The sequence below is a fragment of the Pseudomonas sp. P179 genome, assembly GCF_000478485.2.
Taxonomy (GTDB): Bacteria; Pseudomonadota; Gammaproteobacteria; order Pseudomonadales; family Pseudomonadaceae; genus Pseudomonas; species Pseudomonas aeruginosa.
In genome coordinates this window covers 3324154-3338954 of record NZ_KI517354.1, presented here as the reverse complement: position 1 = coordinate 3338954, position 14801 = coordinate 3324154, and the positions used below count along the sequence as shown (strand labels likewise).

The 14801-nt window shown below is 67.7% G+C and carries 16 protein-coding genes; 11 read left to right on the top strand and 5 right to left on the bottom strand.

All coding sequences use genetic code 11. The features are described 5' to 3' along the window. Window positions 1-64 precede the first annotated feature (64 nt). From HMPREF1224_RS27960 to HMPREF1224_RS27940, 5 genes are all read left to right on the top strand, one after another. A complete protein-coding gene (locus tag HMPREF1224_RS27960; RefSeq protein WP_003121364.1) occupies window positions 65-277 on the top strand; it encodes a DUF1127 domain-containing protein in 213 nt (70 codons plus the stop codon). Window positions 278-372: 95 nt separating this feature from the next. Beyond that, window positions 373-690: a DUF2388 domain-containing protein gene (locus HMPREF1224_RS27955; protein ID WP_003096907.1), complete on the top strand. Its 318-nt coding sequence runs from the start codon at window positions 373-375 to the stop codon at window positions 688-690. A gap of 124 nt (window positions 691-814) precedes the next feature. After that, entirely contained in the window at window positions 815-1108 is a 294-nt protein-coding gene (locus HMPREF1224_RS27950) for a DUF2388 domain-containing protein (RefSeq protein WP_010793624.1), read from the top strand. Between the two features lie 43 nt (window positions 1109-1151). Continuing rightward, window positions 1152-1472: a DUF2388 domain-containing protein gene (locus HMPREF1224_RS27945; protein WP_003114112.1), complete on the top strand. Its 321-nt coding sequence runs from the start codon at window positions 1152-1154 to the stop codon at window positions 1470-1472. Further along, entirely contained in the window at window positions 1469-3427 is a 1959-nt protein-coding gene (locus tag HMPREF1224_RS27940) for a DUF7844 domain-containing protein (protein WP_003110363.1), read from the top strand. Before HMPREF1224_RS27945 ends, HMPREF1224_RS27940 begins: the two co-directional genes overlap by 4 nt. A 107-nt stretch (window positions 3428-3534) precedes the next feature. On the opposite strand, the gene HMPREF1224_RS27935 is transcribed toward HMPREF1224_RS27940, so the two are convergent. Continuing rightward, window positions 3535-3954: a GFA family protein gene (locus HMPREF1224_RS27935; protein WP_003102545.1), complete on the bottom strand. Its 420-nt coding sequence runs from the start codon at window positions 3952-3954 to the stop codon at window positions 3535-3537. Window positions 3955-4021: 67 nt separating this feature from the next. Between HMPREF1224_RS27935 and HMPREF1224_RS27930 the strand changes: the two genes are divergently transcribed. The 4 genes from HMPREF1224_RS27930 (at window position 4022) to HMPREF1224_RS27915 (ending at window position 7694) form a co-directional block, all read left to right on the top strand. Then, a complete protein-coding gene (locus tag HMPREF1224_RS27930) occupies window positions 4022-4966 on the top strand; it encodes an AEC family transporter (protein ID WP_003096914.1) in 945 nt (314 codons plus the stop codon). Further along, a complete protein-coding gene (locus HMPREF1224_RS27925) occupies window positions 4963-5325 on the top strand; it encodes a DUF2388 domain-containing protein (protein WP_003102543.1) in 363 nt (120 codons plus the stop codon). Before HMPREF1224_RS27930 ends, HMPREF1224_RS27925 begins: the two co-directional genes overlap by 4 nt. A gap of 279 nt (window positions 5326-5604) precedes the next feature. After that, on the top strand, window positions 5605-6909 hold the full coding sequence (locus HMPREF1224_RS27920; protein WP_003096918.1) for a CitMHS family transporter: 1305 nt from the start codon (window positions 5605-5607) through the stop codon (window positions 6907-6909). A gap of 20 nt (window positions 6910-6929) precedes the next feature. Beyond that, window positions 6930-7694, top strand: a complete 765-nt coding sequence (locus tag HMPREF1224_RS27915; RefSeq protein WP_003096920.1) for a TerC family protein — start codon at window positions 6930-6932, stop codon at window positions 7692-7694. Between the two features lie 5 nt (window positions 7695-7699). Here the strand turns inward: HMPREF1224_RS27915 and prfH are convergent, their stop codons facing one another. From prfH to HMPREF1224_RS27900, 3 genes are all read right to left on the bottom strand, one after another. After that, window positions 7700-8314 carry a peptide chain release factor H gene (prfH, locus tag HMPREF1224_RS27910; protein WP_003114116.1) on the bottom strand — a complete coding sequence of 205 codons (615 nt, stop codon included), beginning with the start codon at window positions 8312-8314 and terminating at the stop codon, window positions 7700-7702. After that, window positions 8311-9450 (bottom strand): RNA ligase RtcB family protein, encoded by a 1140-nt coding sequence (locus HMPREF1224_RS27905; protein ID WP_010793623.1) that lies wholly within the window; start codon window positions 9448-9450, stop codon window positions 8311-8313. The genes prfH and HMPREF1224_RS27905 overlap by 4 nt, the downstream gene beginning before the upstream one ends. Before the next feature lie 367 nt (window positions 9451-9817). Next, window positions 9818-10618 carry a substrate-binding periplasmic protein gene (locus HMPREF1224_RS27900; protein WP_003121370.1) on the bottom strand — a complete coding sequence of 267 codons (801 nt, stop codon included), beginning with the start codon at window positions 10616-10618 and terminating at the stop codon, window positions 9818-9820. Window positions 10619-10971: 353 nt separating this feature from the next. Here HMPREF1224_RS27900 and HMPREF1224_RS27895 point away from each other — a divergent pair, with 353 nt between their 5' ends. Further along, complete coding sequence (locus HMPREF1224_RS27895; RefSeq protein ID WP_003136417.1) at window positions 10972-12720, top strand: Na/Pi cotransporter family protein; 1749 nt, start codon at window positions 10972-10974, stop codon at window positions 12718-12720. 68 nt (window positions 12721-12788) lie between these two features. After that, window positions 12789-14162, top strand: a complete 1374-nt coding sequence (locus HMPREF1224_RS27890) for a M16 family metallopeptidase (RefSeq protein ID WP_003096933.1) — start codon at window positions 12789-12791, stop codon at window positions 14160-14162. A gap of 5 nt (window positions 14163-14167) precedes the next feature. Here the strand turns inward: HMPREF1224_RS27890 and HMPREF1224_RS27885 are convergent, their stop codons facing one another. Then, on the bottom strand, window positions 14168-14728 hold the full coding sequence (locus HMPREF1224_RS27885) for a GNAT family N-acetyltransferase (protein ID WP_003096934.1): 561 nt from the start codon (window positions 14726-14728) through the stop codon (window positions 14168-14170). Between the last annotated feature and the right edge of the window lie 73 nt (window positions 14729-14801).

The following is a 14801-nucleotide window of genomic DNA, read 5'->3' as shown; positions in this document are numbered from 1 at the left end:
CGGTCCCGGCGCATCATGAGGTTCCACACCCCGCCCCCATCCCCGGGATGGGAAGGAACGCACGATGAGGACATCCCCGCACCCGCACGCCGGGAGCTCCAGCGGTCTCCCGGCTGCCCATCCACATCTCGCCGCCCTGCTGGAAAAATTGAATTCCTGGCGACAAAACGCTCAATCGCGCAAGCATCTTGCGCAAATGTCCGAACACGACCTCGCCGACCTGGCGATCAGCCCGAGCGAACGCTACGTAGAGATTTCGAAACCTTTCTGGCGCTGAGCCGCTGGTGACGTGGCGCACAGTTGGTTAGTCTCAGCGTTGACACGGCCGCGCGGATGCGGCCGTCTACGCTGACTTCGTTCGGAGCAACTCACATGAAACGTCTGCGCCTGATCGGTGCCGCTGCCCTGCTCGCCTGCGCCTCCAGCGCGTTCGCCAGCAGCTTCGTGGTCACCACGGATACCCTGGTCCGCGCCACCGGCATGACCTCCAATGCCACTTCGGACATCACCAATTCCTTCCGCGACGACAAGATCGTCCTCGAAGCGCGCGACGACGCCGCCAGCTTCGTCGCCAGCCAGGGCGACATCCGCGGTTCGCACCTGGAAGCCGCACTGCGCCACATCCGTGGCAAGCTGCCGAGCCTGGCCGCCAACGACATGCAACTGGCCCAGGCGATCCTGACCATCTGAGTCGCCCGCCCCGCCGCCGCAGCCGCCCGGCTGCGGCGATGACCTGGCCGACCGGCCACACTGGCTCCGCGCCGCACATTCCGTTAGCCTTGACGGCTGTTCCAGTCCTATTCCGCCCAACCCCATGCGTTACCGGTTCTCGTTGCTCTTCTGTTGCCTGCTGGCGCCCGCTGCGCACGCCTTCGATACCACGACGGCGTTTACCGCGAAGTCCCTTTACGTCACCAGCAAGCTGACCAGCACGCCGTTCGAGAACAAATTGTTACACGATGCCCGGGGCGATGCGGCCAGCTTCGTCGCCAGCGATGGCAGCATCCGTGGTGCGCGCCTGGAAGCGGCGCTGCACTGGTTGCGTGTCGCGCACCCCGAGCTGGCGGCCAGCGATCAGGAACTGGCCGAAGCAATTCTTGCCCAATAGGCGATCACCACCGTTCCGGAGAACCTCCATGCGCCGTAGCTCCATGCGTCATAGCCCCCTGTTCGCCGCCCTGCTGCTGGCGCTCTGCGCCACGGCCGCGGAAGCACGCTCGGTGGTCGCGACCAGCAATATCATCGTCCGCGCCCTCGACCGCAGCATCGACTTCACTTCCGACACCACCACTTCCGTGCGCGACATGAAAGTGGTCACCGAGGCGCGCGACGACGCCGCCAGTTTCGTCGCCAGCGACGGCGCCATTCGCGGCGCCCAGCTGGAAGCCGCGATGCGGACCCTGCGCAGCCGTCTGCCGGAAGCCCGGGAAGCCTCCGACCAGGTACTTGCCGAAGCCATTCTCGCCCTGTGAGGAAGGCCTGCGCCTGGCTGCTGGCGCTGGCCCTCTGCGGAGCCGGCAACGCGACGGCGGCCCTGCGCCTGAAACTCGACGCGCCTGGGCTGGACCCTGCGCAGCGCGAGGCCAGCCAGCAACTCTTGGACGAAGCCGCGGACAAGTTGCCGCCGGCCTTCCGCGAACGCCTGGACCGCGAGATCGAGGTCGAGTGGCGCGACGACCTGCCCGCCAACGGCATGGGCCAGGCCCGTGGCCCGCAGCGCATCGCGCTGAACCGCAAGTACCTGGCCGATCTCACCGACGGCAGCGCCGCCAGCCGCCAGACCGGGCGCGTGCACGGCACCGAGCGGCGCGAGCTGCTGGCGACCCTGCTGCACGAGCTGACCCACGTCTACGATCGCGCGCGCCTGTGGTCGGCGGAGGAAAAACGCGAGATCCGCCGCTGCACGCGCCAGGAAGAAACCCTCGGCCGGATCGCCCAGCCCACCGATTGCCGCGGGCAGAGCGGTCGCCGCTTCACGCTCTCCGACGACCCGCGCCTGCTCGATCTCGCCGGCTGGCCGCAACGCGCCGGCCAGCGCGGGCGGCGCGAGGCGCACAATGGCTTCGTACTGCGCAGCCCGGACGTCTACGAGCTGAGCAATCCGCGCGAGTTCGTCGCGGTGAACATGGAGTACTTCCTCCTCGATCCCAGCTACGCCTGCCGCCGCCCGGCGCTCTACCGCTACTACCAGCAACGCTTCGGCTGGGCGCCGGAACACAGTGCCTGTGCGCAGAGCTTCGCCTACCTCAACGCCGGCCGCGACTTCGGCCAGCAGCCGCTGGGCCAGCTCGACCCCGAGCGGGTCTACGAGGTCGACTACCTGCTGGCCGAGGCCAACGACAACCTGGTCAGCCGCTGGGGCCACACCATGCTCCGCCTGGTGATCTGCGCCCCCGGCCGGCCGCGTGGTCCGGACTGCCGGCTGGACCTCGACCAGCATCTGGTGCTGTCCTACCGCGCCTTCGTCGGCGACCTGCAATTGTCCAGCTGGGACGGCCTGACCGGCGCCTATCCGTCGCGCCTGTTCGTCCTGCCGCTGTCGCAGGTGATCGAGGAATACACCAAGGTCGAGCTGCGCAGCCTCGCCTCGGTGCCGCTGAAGCTGGACCGCGAGGAGGTCGCCAGCCTGGTCGAGCGCGCCGCGCAGAGTCACTGGAGCTACGACGGCCAGTACTACTTCATCTCCAACAATTGCGCGGTGGAAACCCTCAAGCTGCTGCGCAGCGGCATCCCCCGGCGACCGCTGCAAAGCCTGGACAGCATCACCCCCTACGGCGTGCTCGAGATGCTGGAGAACCGCAAGCTGGCCGATCCCAGTGTGCTCGACGACCCCAAGGAAGCCCTGCGCCTGGGCTACCGCTTCGACTCCTTCCGCGACCGCTACCAGGCGATGTTCGACGTGCTCAAGCAGCGCCTGCACATCCCCCAGGACAAGGTCGAGGACTGGCTGGCGCTGCCGGCCAGGGAGCGCCAGCCCTGGTTCGCCAAGGCCGACCTGCGCGCCAGCGCGGCGCTGCTGCTGCTCGAGCAGGCCTCGCTGCGGCGCCAGCTGCTGCTCGCCCAGGACGAGTTGAAGCGCCTGTACCTCGGCCACCTGGACAAGCCGGCCGGCGACCAGCGCCTGGAAGTGGCCGGCAAGACCTTCCAGCAGATCCTCGACGACAGCGGCTTCCTCAGTCGTCCGGCGGAACTCCTGGAGGGCGGCTACGGCCTGCCGCAGGCCGCCGAGTGGAAGCACCTGGAAGAGCAGACCCGCGAACGCCAGGCGCGCCTGCGCCGGCTCAGCGACGACCTCGACCGCGAGGTCCGCGCCCTGCTCGATCCCGAGCGCCGCGCCGAGCTGGAAGCCAACGAGGCCAACATCAAGGAGGTCGGCGCGCACCTGCGCGAGCTGCACAAGGCGGCCGGCGGGCTGATGCTGCCCTGAGGGAGGCGCCTGCAGGACGCATGGTCCCGAGCGCTCTTTCAGCGCCTCGCAGACGGCGGATAACGCTCTGCGTTATTCGCCCTACAGGTGCCACCTCCGGTCTTCGCTCACGGGTCGTCCGCTCCGGCGATGAACTCCTCGTCCTCTTCGGGCAACTGCGGGTCGAGGTGTAGCCATGGCAGGCGGCTGCCGACCCAGATGTGCCGGTTGGCGGGGGCGCGCTCGGGATGGTCGAGGCTGGCCACGGTGAAGTCCAGGGTATCGGCGCTGAGCCGGGTGAACAACGCCAGGTTGGCCCCGCAACGCGGGCAGAAGTAGCGCGTGCAGCTGGCCGACGAGGCATATTCCGCCGGTTCGCCCGCCAGCCAGCGGAACGCCGCGCGCGGCACCGTGGCCCAGGTGGTGACGATGCCGCCTGTGGTGCGCCGGCAGATCGAGCAGTGGCAGTGAGCGACATCGTCCAGCGGCGCGGCGACGGCGTAGCGCAGATAGCCGCAATGGCAACCGCCGGTATGGGTCTCGGGCATGGCGAATCCTCCTCGCGGGAGTGCCAGCATAAGCCGGACTTGCCCTGTGCCGCAGCCACCTCGCAAGATGAGCGGATTCCACTATCCGGGGGTGCCCGTGACCGCTCTGCTCTACTCCCTCTGGCCGCTGTTCGCCCTCATCGTCGGCGGTTACGCCCTGCGCCGCTGGGACTTTCCCGGCGAAGCCTTCTGGCCTGCCGCAGAACGCCTGAACTACTTCATCCTGTTTCCCGCGCTGCTGTTCAGCAACCTGGCGACCGCGCCGCTGGACGACCCCGGCCTGGCCCGCCAGGCCCTGGCCGTACTGCTCGGGCTCGGCGTCGCCTGGCTCGCCCTGCTGCTCTGCAAGCGCTGGCGCGGCTGGGACGCCGGGCGCTTCGGCGCCATCGCCCAGGGCGTATTGCGCTTCAACACCTATCTCGGCCTGGCCGCGGTCGGCAGCCTGTACGGCAAGCCGGGCCTGACCCTGGCCGCGCTGATGCTGGCGCTGATGGTGCCGACGGTGAACGTGATGTCGGTCTGGGCGCTGACCGCCGAGCGCGGCATCAGCCTGCGCGCGCTGCTGCTGCCGATCCTGAAGAACCCGCTGATCCTCGCCTGCCTCGCCGGCGCACTGGTCAACCTGGCCGGCGTCGGCCTGCCCGGCGGCAGCGATCGCCTGCTCAACCTGCTGGCGGTGGCCAGCCTGCCGCTGGGCCTGCTGTGCGTCGGCGCGGCGCTGAAACCCCAGGAACTCGGCGGCGAAGTCGCGGCCCTTGGCTGGAACTGCGCGGCGCGGCTGCTGGCGATGCCCCTGCTGGCCTTCGCCATCGCTCGCGGGCTGGGCCTGCCGAGCATGGAAAGCGCCGTGCTGGTACTGTTCTTCGCCCTGCCGACGGCGCCCACCGCCTATGTGCTGACCCGCCAACTGGGCGGCGACGGCCACCTGATGGCGGGCATCATTACCTTGCAAACGCTGCTTTCCGGCGCCACTCTGGTCGGCGTACTCCTCGTGCTGCAAGGAAGCCCATGACGACAGGACGCGTCGCCGCCGCCCTCACGGCGCTCTGCCTGCTCTGCCAACCGGCCTTCGGTTTCATCAAGGTGTTTCCCGAATTCGACGACGAACCCGGCGCCGCCACCTTCTTCTGGGCGGCCGTCACCACCGTCGGCCCGTTCATCGGCAGCACCGTCAGCGCACAGGAGTCCAGCGCTGACGAGGGCGACAAGCTCGTCCAGGCGCGGGACGACGCCGCCAGCTTCGTCGCCAGCGACGGTGCGATCCGTGGCGCGTACCTCCAGGCAGCCTTGCAGGTCCTGCGCCAGGCCCCGGAATACGCCGGGTACAGCGACCTGCAACTGGCCGCGGCGCTCCTCGCGCGGCAGCCCTGATCGACCATATATCCGAAATTACCCGCACGTTTCCCGCCGTTATCCAGCGAAAGCTGCCTGAAAGCTTCCCGCCGTAGCATCCGCCCACCACCGGCAGAAGACCGGACACGACGGCGCGCCCACGAGACGCCCGCTTACCCGTACAAAAACAACAATGGTGATTGCCATGCCCCGTTCCGCACACGCCTACAGCCGCACTCCGTCCGCGCGACGCCACCCGCCCGCCGCCTGCTGACCGCACGCCGCACGCCCGTCCGCCGTCTTCCCCGGAGTGAACCCATGCTGACCCTGCTCGCCTTCGCCATGGTGGCGACCTTCATGTTCCTGATCATGACCAAGCGCCTGTCCGCGCTGATCGCGCTGATCCTGGTCCCGATCGCCTTCGCCCTGATCGGCGGTTTCGCCGCCGGCCTCGGCCCGATGATGCTCGACGGCATCCGCACCCTGGCGCCGACCGGCGTGATGCTGATGTTCGCGATCCTCTACTTCGCCATCATGATCGACTCCGGGCTGTTCGACCCGGCGGTGCGCAAGATCCTCCGGCTGGTCAAGGGCGACCCGCTGAAGGTCTCGCTGGGCACCGCGGCGCTGGCGATGATCGTCTCCCTCGACGGCGACGGCTCGACCACCTACATGATCTGCGTGGCCGCCGTACTGCCGTTGTACAGCCGCCTGGGCATGAGCCCGCTGGTGATGGCCTGCCTGATCATGCTCTCCAGCGGCGTGCTCAACATGACCCCCTGGGGTGGCCCCACCGCCCGCGCGGCGAGTGCCCTGCACGTCGACCCGGCGGATATCTTCGTGCCGATGATCCCGGCGATGATCGCCGGGCTGCTGGCGATCTTCGCCATCGCCTGGATCTACGGCAAGCGCGAGCGCGCCCGCCTCGGCGAGCTGCACCTGCCCACCGACCATGAGGACCTGGCGGAGATCAGCGTGTCGCAGTATCCGGAGGCGCGCCGGCCCAAGCTGCTGTGGTTCAACGCTATTCTCACCGTGGTCCTGATGGCGACCCTGATCGCCGGCCTGCTGCCGATGCCGGTGCTGTTCATGATCGCCTTCGGCATCGCCATGATCGTCAACTACCCGTGCATCCAGGAGCAGAAGAAGCGCATCGGCGCACACGCCGAGAACATTCTCGCAGTGGTCTCGCTGATCTTCGCCGCCGGGGTGTTCACCGGCATCCTATCCGGCACCGGGATGGTCGACGCCATGTCCAAGAGCCTGCTGGCGGTGATCCCGCCGGCGCTGGGCCCATACCTGGCGACCATCACCGCGCTGGTGAGCATGCCGTTCACCTTCTTCATGTCCAACGACGCCTTCTACTACGGCGTCCTGCCGATCCTCACCCAGGCCGCCGCCGAATACGGCATCACCCCGGTGGAAATGGCCCGCGCCTCGATCGTCGGCCAGCCGGTGCACCTGCTCAGCCCGCTGGTGCCCTCCACCTACCTGCTGGTGGGGCTGGCCAAGATCGACTTCGGCGACCACCAGCGCTTCACCCTGAAATGGGCCGTGCTGGTGTGCCTGGCAATCCTCGCCATGGCCCTGCTGCTGGGCCTGTTCCCCCTGTTCAGTAACTGACCGAGACGAGTGACCGCTTCATGGAATGGCTGACCAGCCCGGAAATCTGGATTGCGTTCTTCACCCTGACCGCCCTGGAGATCGTCCTCGGCATCGACAACATCATCATGATCTCGATCCTGGTCGGGCGCATGCCGAAGCACCTGCAGCCACGCACCCGCTTCTTCGGCCTGGCCCTGGCGATGGTGACGCGGATCCTGCTGTTGCTGTCGATCACCTGGGTCATGCGCCTGACCGCCGACCTCTTCCACCTGTTCGGCCAGGGCATCTCCGGACGCGACCTGATCCTGTTCTTCGGCGGCCTGTTCCTGCTCTGGAAAAGCAGCTCGGAGATCTACCAGGGCCTGGAAGGCGAGGAAGAAAGCGGCGATGAACCGAAGGGGTCGGCGGGCGGCTTCATCGGCACCATCATCCAGATCGCGATCATCGACATCGTCTTTTCCCTGGACTCGGTGATCACCGCCGTCGGCATGGTTTCCCACGTGCCGGTGATGGTCGCGGCGATCATCGTCGCGGTACTGGTGATGATGCTCTGCGCCGGCGCCATCAGCGACTTCATCGACAAGCACCCGTCGCTGAAGATGCTCGCCCTGTCGTTCCTCATCGTGGTCGGCACGGTGCTGATCGCCGAAGCCTTCGAAGTCCATGTGCCGAAGGGCTACGTCTACTTCGCCATGGCCTTCTCCCTGGCCGTGGAGGCGCTGAACATCCGCATGCGCGGCGCTGCCGCGCGCAAGCGGGGCGAAGAGCCAGTGAAGCTGCGCAAGGAAGTGCTCGGCGACTGAGCCGCTCAGGCCGGCTCGAAACGCTCGCCGCGGAATACCCGGCGAGCCGCGCCGCGACTGATCCGACCGTGGGCCCGGCGGCGCTCCGCGCGCAGCGCGTCGGCCGCGCTGCTCGCCTGGTCCGCGAGGCGCCGGGCGATCAGCAGGATCGCCAGGCGTTTGTTGGCGTGCTGGCTACGCTGGCTCTGCACCCTGACGCTGATGCCGCTGGCCAGGTGGGTGGCGCGCACCGCCGAGTCGGTGGTGTTGACATGCTGGCCGCCGGGGCCGGAAGAGCGCAGGGTCTCGAAACGGATCTCGCCCTCCAGACTGGCCGGCGGCGCGGCGAAGCGCTCCGCGCCGATGAACCAGTTCTTGCGCGCATGCCTTGCCCGGTAGGGGCTGGGGCAGATCCACTGGATACCGCCGCACCAGCGCTCGGCGAGCGCTTCGGCGGCAGTGCCGCGCAGCCCCAGGAGCAGCGAACGCCAGGTGCGCGGACGCTCGCCGGCCACCTCCTCGATTACCTCGACCTCGACGCCGGCTTGCGCCGCCTCGAGGCACAGCCGCTCGAACGCCTTCGCCACCGCCAGGCAGCATTCCGCCGGCCCCTGGGCCGCGGAGAGTTGCAGCAGGATCATCGGCAGCACTCCCCACGGGTCTTGTAGGTCAGCACCGGCTTCAGGCGGGCGACCAGGCGCAGCAGGCCGGCTTCGAGCAGCGCGCCGACCACCGAGTCGATACCCTTGTAGGCTTCCGGCGCTTCCTCGTAGATCAGTTGGCGGTCGCCACAGATCACCCTGCTGCCAAGGCGCGTACGGCCCAACTGGTCGACGCTGAAGCGCGCCGCCAGACGCTCCCGACACTCGCCGCGCTGCCATTTGCGACCGGCGCCGTGGGCCAGGGAGAACAGGCTCTGCGCGCTCGGCACAGGCTCCACCAGGTAGCTGTAGTCGCCGCGCGAGCCGGGGATCACCAGCACGCCCTGGTCGGCCGGGGTGGCGCCCTTGCGGTGCAGCCAGCCGTCGACGCCATCGACCTGTGCCGGCGCCACCAGGTTGTGGTTGATGTCGAGCAGTTCCAGGCCGTCGCAGCGCAAGCGTTCGAGAATGCGCCGGGCGATGAGCTGGCGGTTACCCTCGGCGAAGCGCAGCGCATCGGCGTGGCGCGCCAGGTAGGCGGAAGCTTCCAGGCTGCCGTCGAGCAGGCCGGCGTGGCCATGCAGGCTGACCTGCTCTTGCAGGATCGCCTGGCCGAGACCGCGCGAGCCACTGTGCACCAGCAGTTGCAGGCGGCCGGCATCGAGGTCGAGGGCGTGCAGGGCGGCCTGGTCGAACACGGTCTCGACCTGCTGTAGCTCGGCGAAGTGGTTGCCGCCACCGATCGTGCCGAGCGCGCGCCAGTGCTCGCGGGCCGGTAGATCCAGGGCTTCGATGCAGTCGCTCCAGGTCTCGTCCAGCGGCAGGTCGAGATTGCCCAGGCGCTTTTCCAGTTTGTCCGCCGACAGCTTGCCGGGGGCCAGGCCGGTTTCCCACAGGGCCATGCCACAGCCGATGTCGTTGCCGACCAGCGCCGGATAGAAGCGACCGACGGAGAAGAACGCCGCGCCGACCGGATAGCCGCGGCCGGGATGCAGGTCCGGGAGACCGACGACGCGGCACATGCCGTCCAGCTCGGCGGTGGTTTGCAGTTGCTGGATCGCCTTGCCTTCGATCCAGGTGCTGTCCGAGGCGATCAGTGCGACGCCCGCGGACAAAGGCTTGATGTAGTTGCCCATAATCCAATCCATGTGATTGAAACGGTAGATCCGGGGGGCAGACCGAAGCCGAGCGGGCACTCGCGGAAGGGCGAAGGGCGTCTAACGGAGAAGTGAAAACCTGGGGAGCGGTGACCGCGGCAGCCGATGACCTCTCGCCGGAAGCTTGCGCGGACGCAAGGGCGGGAATCGTTCAGCGGTGCAGGGGGGCGAGCGGTAGGTTTCGGTGGCCGTTAGGCCAGGCGCAGCCTGCAAAGGGTAGAGAACTGAATCATCGATGTAACCTCCTTTGCGGTGCGTAAGTGGGGGAAATGAAGGGCGAATCCTAGGCGTTTCATTCCCACCGCGCAAGCCCCGGAAAGGCTTCGCGATGGAAATGAGCGGCGCATCACTGCGCCGAAAGAGCCTGCACGGCGCCGGGCACCTCGCTGTTCCAGCGCTGGTAGAGCGCCCGCAGCTCGCCGGACGCCGCCATCTGCCGTACCCGCGCGTCGTAGACCTCGCGCAGGAGCCGGCCGCTGGCGCTGTCGGCGAAGGTCATGAAGGACTCCTTGCCGGGCGGCAGTTGCGCGATCGGGTAGGCGTCGGCCGGCAGATGCGCTTCGCTGCGCTGCTTTTCCAGTTCGTCCGGCTCGTCGAGGAAGAAATCCAGCTCGCCGTTCTGGACCTGCTCGGTGCAACGCTCGGGGCGGACGCACTCGACCAGGGTGAAGTCGCGCTGCTCCGCGGGGATCAGGTTGTAGCTGTGGCGCCAGCCGACGCGCTTGCCGGTGAGGCTGGCGCGGCCGGAAAAGGGCGTCTTCGCCGCATGCATCACGCCGTGGTACTCGATGTCGATCGGCAACTGGGCGTACAGCTTGCCCTCAACGCCGGGGATCTCGCCCGGCACGCCATCGACCATGGAGCCCGCGGTCATCAGCTTGTTGGCGCGGTTCCAGGGCATGTTGATGAATTTCACGTCGAGCCCGTAGGGCGCATAGACCTGCTTCAGCAGGTCCCAGTACAGACCGCTGCCGTCGGCGTTGGTATAGCCTTCCCAGGCCGGCGCGGCGAAGGTCGCCTTGCGGATGTGCGCCTGCTCCAGGCTATCGCCCAGCGCATCGGCCTGAACCACCGGCGCTCCCCCTACCCCGAGCGCCAACACCGCTGCCGAGAGGCAGCCACTGATCCCCGAAAATCGCATCCGCACCACTCCTCTGTATCCCTCTAGACCGGGGCTTTTTAAAAGGTGCAAAGGATACCCTTCCTGTCGGCTAATTCCATGGCCTGTGGCGCAAACGCATGCATCGAACGGAAGGCGAAAAAATCCTCGCCGTTTCCCGGCGCGCACGCTTGAATGAAGGGTAGGCGCCCTGCCGCTCGGGCTGCCGAGACGAACTCCCGCGGGGGGCGCCTGTCCAAATATGACGTTCGTGTTACAACTCGCCTGAACGCTGCCTTTCCATCGTGGCCGTTGGCGCCGTTGTCCGGGCTCCGCGGCGCAACGCACGCGGAACCTGGCGCGAGGTTGGCCATTCGTCGTAGTGCCAGGGGGGCCACGCCATGCTGAAACTGCTCGACCTGCTCTCTGCCGTCGCCCTGCTGGTGTGGGGCACGCATATCGTCCGCACCGGAATCCTCCGGGTCTACGGCGCCGACCTGCGGCGCATCCTCAGTCGCAGCGTGGAAAAACGCCCGCTGGCGTTCGCCGCCGGCATCGGCGTCACCGCCCTGGTGCAAAGCAGCAACGCCACCGCCCTGCTGGCCACCTCCTTCGTCGCCCAGGGCCTGATGGCACTGGCGCCGGCCCTGGCGATCATGCTCGGCGCCGATGTCGGCACCGCGCTGATGGCGCGGGTGCTGACCCTCGACCTGTCGTGGCTTTCGCCATTGCTGATCTTCTTCGGCGTGATTTTCTTCCTCAGCCGCAAACAGACCCGCCTCGGCCAGCTCGGCCGGGTATTCATCGGCCTCGGCCTGATCATCCTGGCGCTCCAGCTGATCGTCGCCGCCGCCGAGCCGATGACCCAAGCCAAGGGCGTCAAGGTACTGTTTTCCAGCCTGACCGGCGACATCATGCTCGACGCGCTGACCGGCGCGTTGTTCGCCATGATTTCCTATTCCAGCCTGGCCGCCGTGCTGCTTACCGCGACCCTCGCCGCGTCCAAGGTGATCTCGCTGAAAGTCGCGCTGTGCCTGGTGGTCGGCGCCAACCTCGGCAGCGGCATCCTGGCCATGCTCAGCGCCACCGCGCAAAACGCCGCCGGTCGCCGGGTGGCCCTCGGCAGCCTGTTGTTCAAGGTCGCCGGCTGCCTGCTGGTGCTGCCCCTGGTGGGGCCGCTGGCGGACTGGATGGATCATTGGCAGTTCAGCACAGCCGAACTGGTGATCGCCTTCCACGTGCTCTACAACGCCGCGCGCTGCCTCGCCTGCCTGCCGCTGACCAACGCCATGGCCAGCTTCTGCACCCGTGTGATGCCCGACCGTGCCCTTCCCGACGACGTCGCCCGGCCGCGCCATCTCGACCCCGCCGCCCTCGACACGCCGAGCCTGGCGCTGGCCAACGCGGTGCGCGAGACCCTGCGCATGGGCGACACCGTCGAGCAGATGCTGAACAATCTGATGCAGATCATCCGCGGCGGCGATCCGCTGCTCGGCAAGGACATCCGCAAGCTCGACGACGACGTCGACGCCCTCTACACCGCGATCAAGCTGTATCTGGCAAGGATGCCGCGCGAGGACCTGTCCGAACGCGACAGCCGGCGCTGGGCGGAGATCATCGAGCTGGCGATCAACCTGGAGCAGGCCGGCGACATCATCGAGCACATGCTCGCCGCCGTGCAGGACAAGAAGACCTCGCGCAGCCGCTCGTTCTCCGACACCGGCCTGGAAGAGATCGGCACCTTGTACCAGCAGTTGGTCTCCAACCTGCGCCTGGGTCTCTCGGTGTTCCTCAACGGCGACCTCGACAGCGCCAAGCGCCTGCGCCGGGCCAAGCAGCGCTTCCGTCTGCAGGAACGGCGCTACGCCCATGCCCATGTCGACCGCCTGCACCAGCAGGTGGTACAGAGCATCGAGACCAGCTCGCTGCACCTGGACCTGATCAGCGACATGAAGCGTCTCAACTCGCTGTTCTGCGCCATCGCCTACGCCGTGCTGGACAATCCAGACGCGCCGAGCAGCGCGGCCGACGAGGGCGTTCGCCAGGACGAGGACGACTGGGCCGACGAGGTCGACGACATGACCTCGGCGCCGCTGGCCGAGCCAGCGCTCGTCGAGGAGCGTGCGGAAACACGCCGTTCGCGACATTAGCCGTTCTGCGGGTAGGTTCGTCATGAAGCATCCGCTATTCTCGGTATTTTCAGTTCCAGGCTCGGCCCATGCGTTCGTTGTCCACCCTGCTGCTGTTCTGCCTGCTCTGCCCCTGGTCGTACGCCGACCAGCGCAGCGAGGTCGAAGCCTTCCAGCTGGAAAACGGCATGGGCGTGCTGCTCAAGCCCACCGAGCAGCACCGGCACGTCTCGATCCGGCTGGTGGTGGGGGTCGGTTTCGCCGACTTCTCGTGCCGTGAAAAGCAGCTGCCGCACCTGCTCGAGCACCTGTTCTTCAGCGGCCTGGACGGCGGCGACGAGGCCGACCTGGAAGCCCGCATGCAGGCCCTCGGCGGACAATGGAACGCCTACACCAGCGAAGGCGACACCACCTTCGTCATCGAGGCACCTGCCGCCACCCAGCGGCAGGTCCTAGACCTGCTGCTGGACACCATCACCCGCACCGAACTGGACGAGCCGCGCATCGCCGCCGCCAAGCGAGTGATCGAGCGCGAAGGCGGCGGCCATTACTCGCACCTGCAGCGCTGGCTCGACCGCGAGAACCTGGGCCGTGGCGCCATGGACCAACTGGCGGTGGAACTGGGCCTGGCCTGCTCCCAGCGCGCGCCGCTGGCGCCGCTTGGCGCGGAGCAGCTGGAGCGGCTGCGCAGCGACTGGTACGTACCGGGCAACATGACCCTGATCCTGGTCGGTGACCTCGATCCGCGCCTGCCGGCCTATCTGACCCGGACCTTCGGCACCCTGGAAGACCACGAGCTCCCCGAGCGCCGCGAGCTGCCGGCGGCCAACGGGCATGCCGAGGCCAGGCGCACCCTGATCACCCGGCCATTCGGCGAGGGTGCGATGCTGCACTGGATCTATCCGGAGCCGGACGACGCCGACCCGGACGCCATGGTCCTGCTCCAGGCCTATATGAACGACGCGCTGTACGCCGACCTGCGTGTGCGTCGCGGACTCACCTACGGGCCATCGACCGATCGCCAGGTGTTCGCCAACCAGGGCTTCTTCAGCCTCGACGCGGATGTCGAGCGCAGCGACCTACCCGCCACCGAGGCCGCCCTGCGCGAGTTGCTCGACGGCATCCGCCAGCATGGCCTGGACCCGGGGCGTTTCAAGCGGGTGCAATTCGCCGAGCGCGCCAGGCTGGCCTGGAGCACCCAGGGCAACGCGGCGCTGGCGGACTATTACTGGGGCTCGCTGGCCGACTACGAGGACGGCCATTTCCCCAATGAGGAGCGCCGCCTGGCGAAGGTCAGCCTGCAACAGGCGAACGCGCTGGCGAAGCGGCTGTTCGACGGCGAAGGCTACCTGCGCATCGAAAAGCCGCTATTCGACGACGACATGCTCTACCCATTGCTGCTCGCCGCCGGTCTCCTGGCCAGCGGCCTGCTCTGGTTCGGCCTGCGCCGCCGGCGCGCCTGACCGGGCTACAGGGCCAGGCGGTGGATGACCTGGGTCGAGTCGTCCGGGTCGCGCTGGCCGACGAAGCCCAGTGCGCAACAAAGGTCGCGCATCGCCCGGTTGGCCGCCGAGTCCACCGAATACATCTGGCGGAAGCCGTTGCGCCGCGCCACGTCGATCAGATGGCGCATCAGCACGGCGTCGAGGCCCAGACCCTGGTAGTCGTCGGCGATGGTTACCGCGCATTCGCACTGCCCTTCCTCGCAGCAGGCGGCGTAGCGGCTGATACCGACCTCGCGCAGCTCACCGTCCTCGTGCACCAGGGCAACGAAGGCCATGCTCTGCTGGTAGTCGATGTCCATCAGTTGATCGAGCAGCGCCGGGCTGGCTTCCTTGATCTCGCCGAGGAAGCGGAAGTGGCGGGTCGCCGGGGACAGCCGGTTGATGAACTGGCGTTCGCGCTCCCGGTCCTCCTCGCGCAGGGGACGGATCAGCACGTGGCGGCCATCGTCGAGGGACTCGACCCAATGGTCGCCCTCTACCGCCGCGAACGCGGAAGACCGGCTGGCATTTTGTACATTGGACATGATGCGATCTCCAGGAAGGGAAGGAAGTCGGTACAACCACTTCCTTCCTGTCTACGCGGTTTGGCGCAGCTCC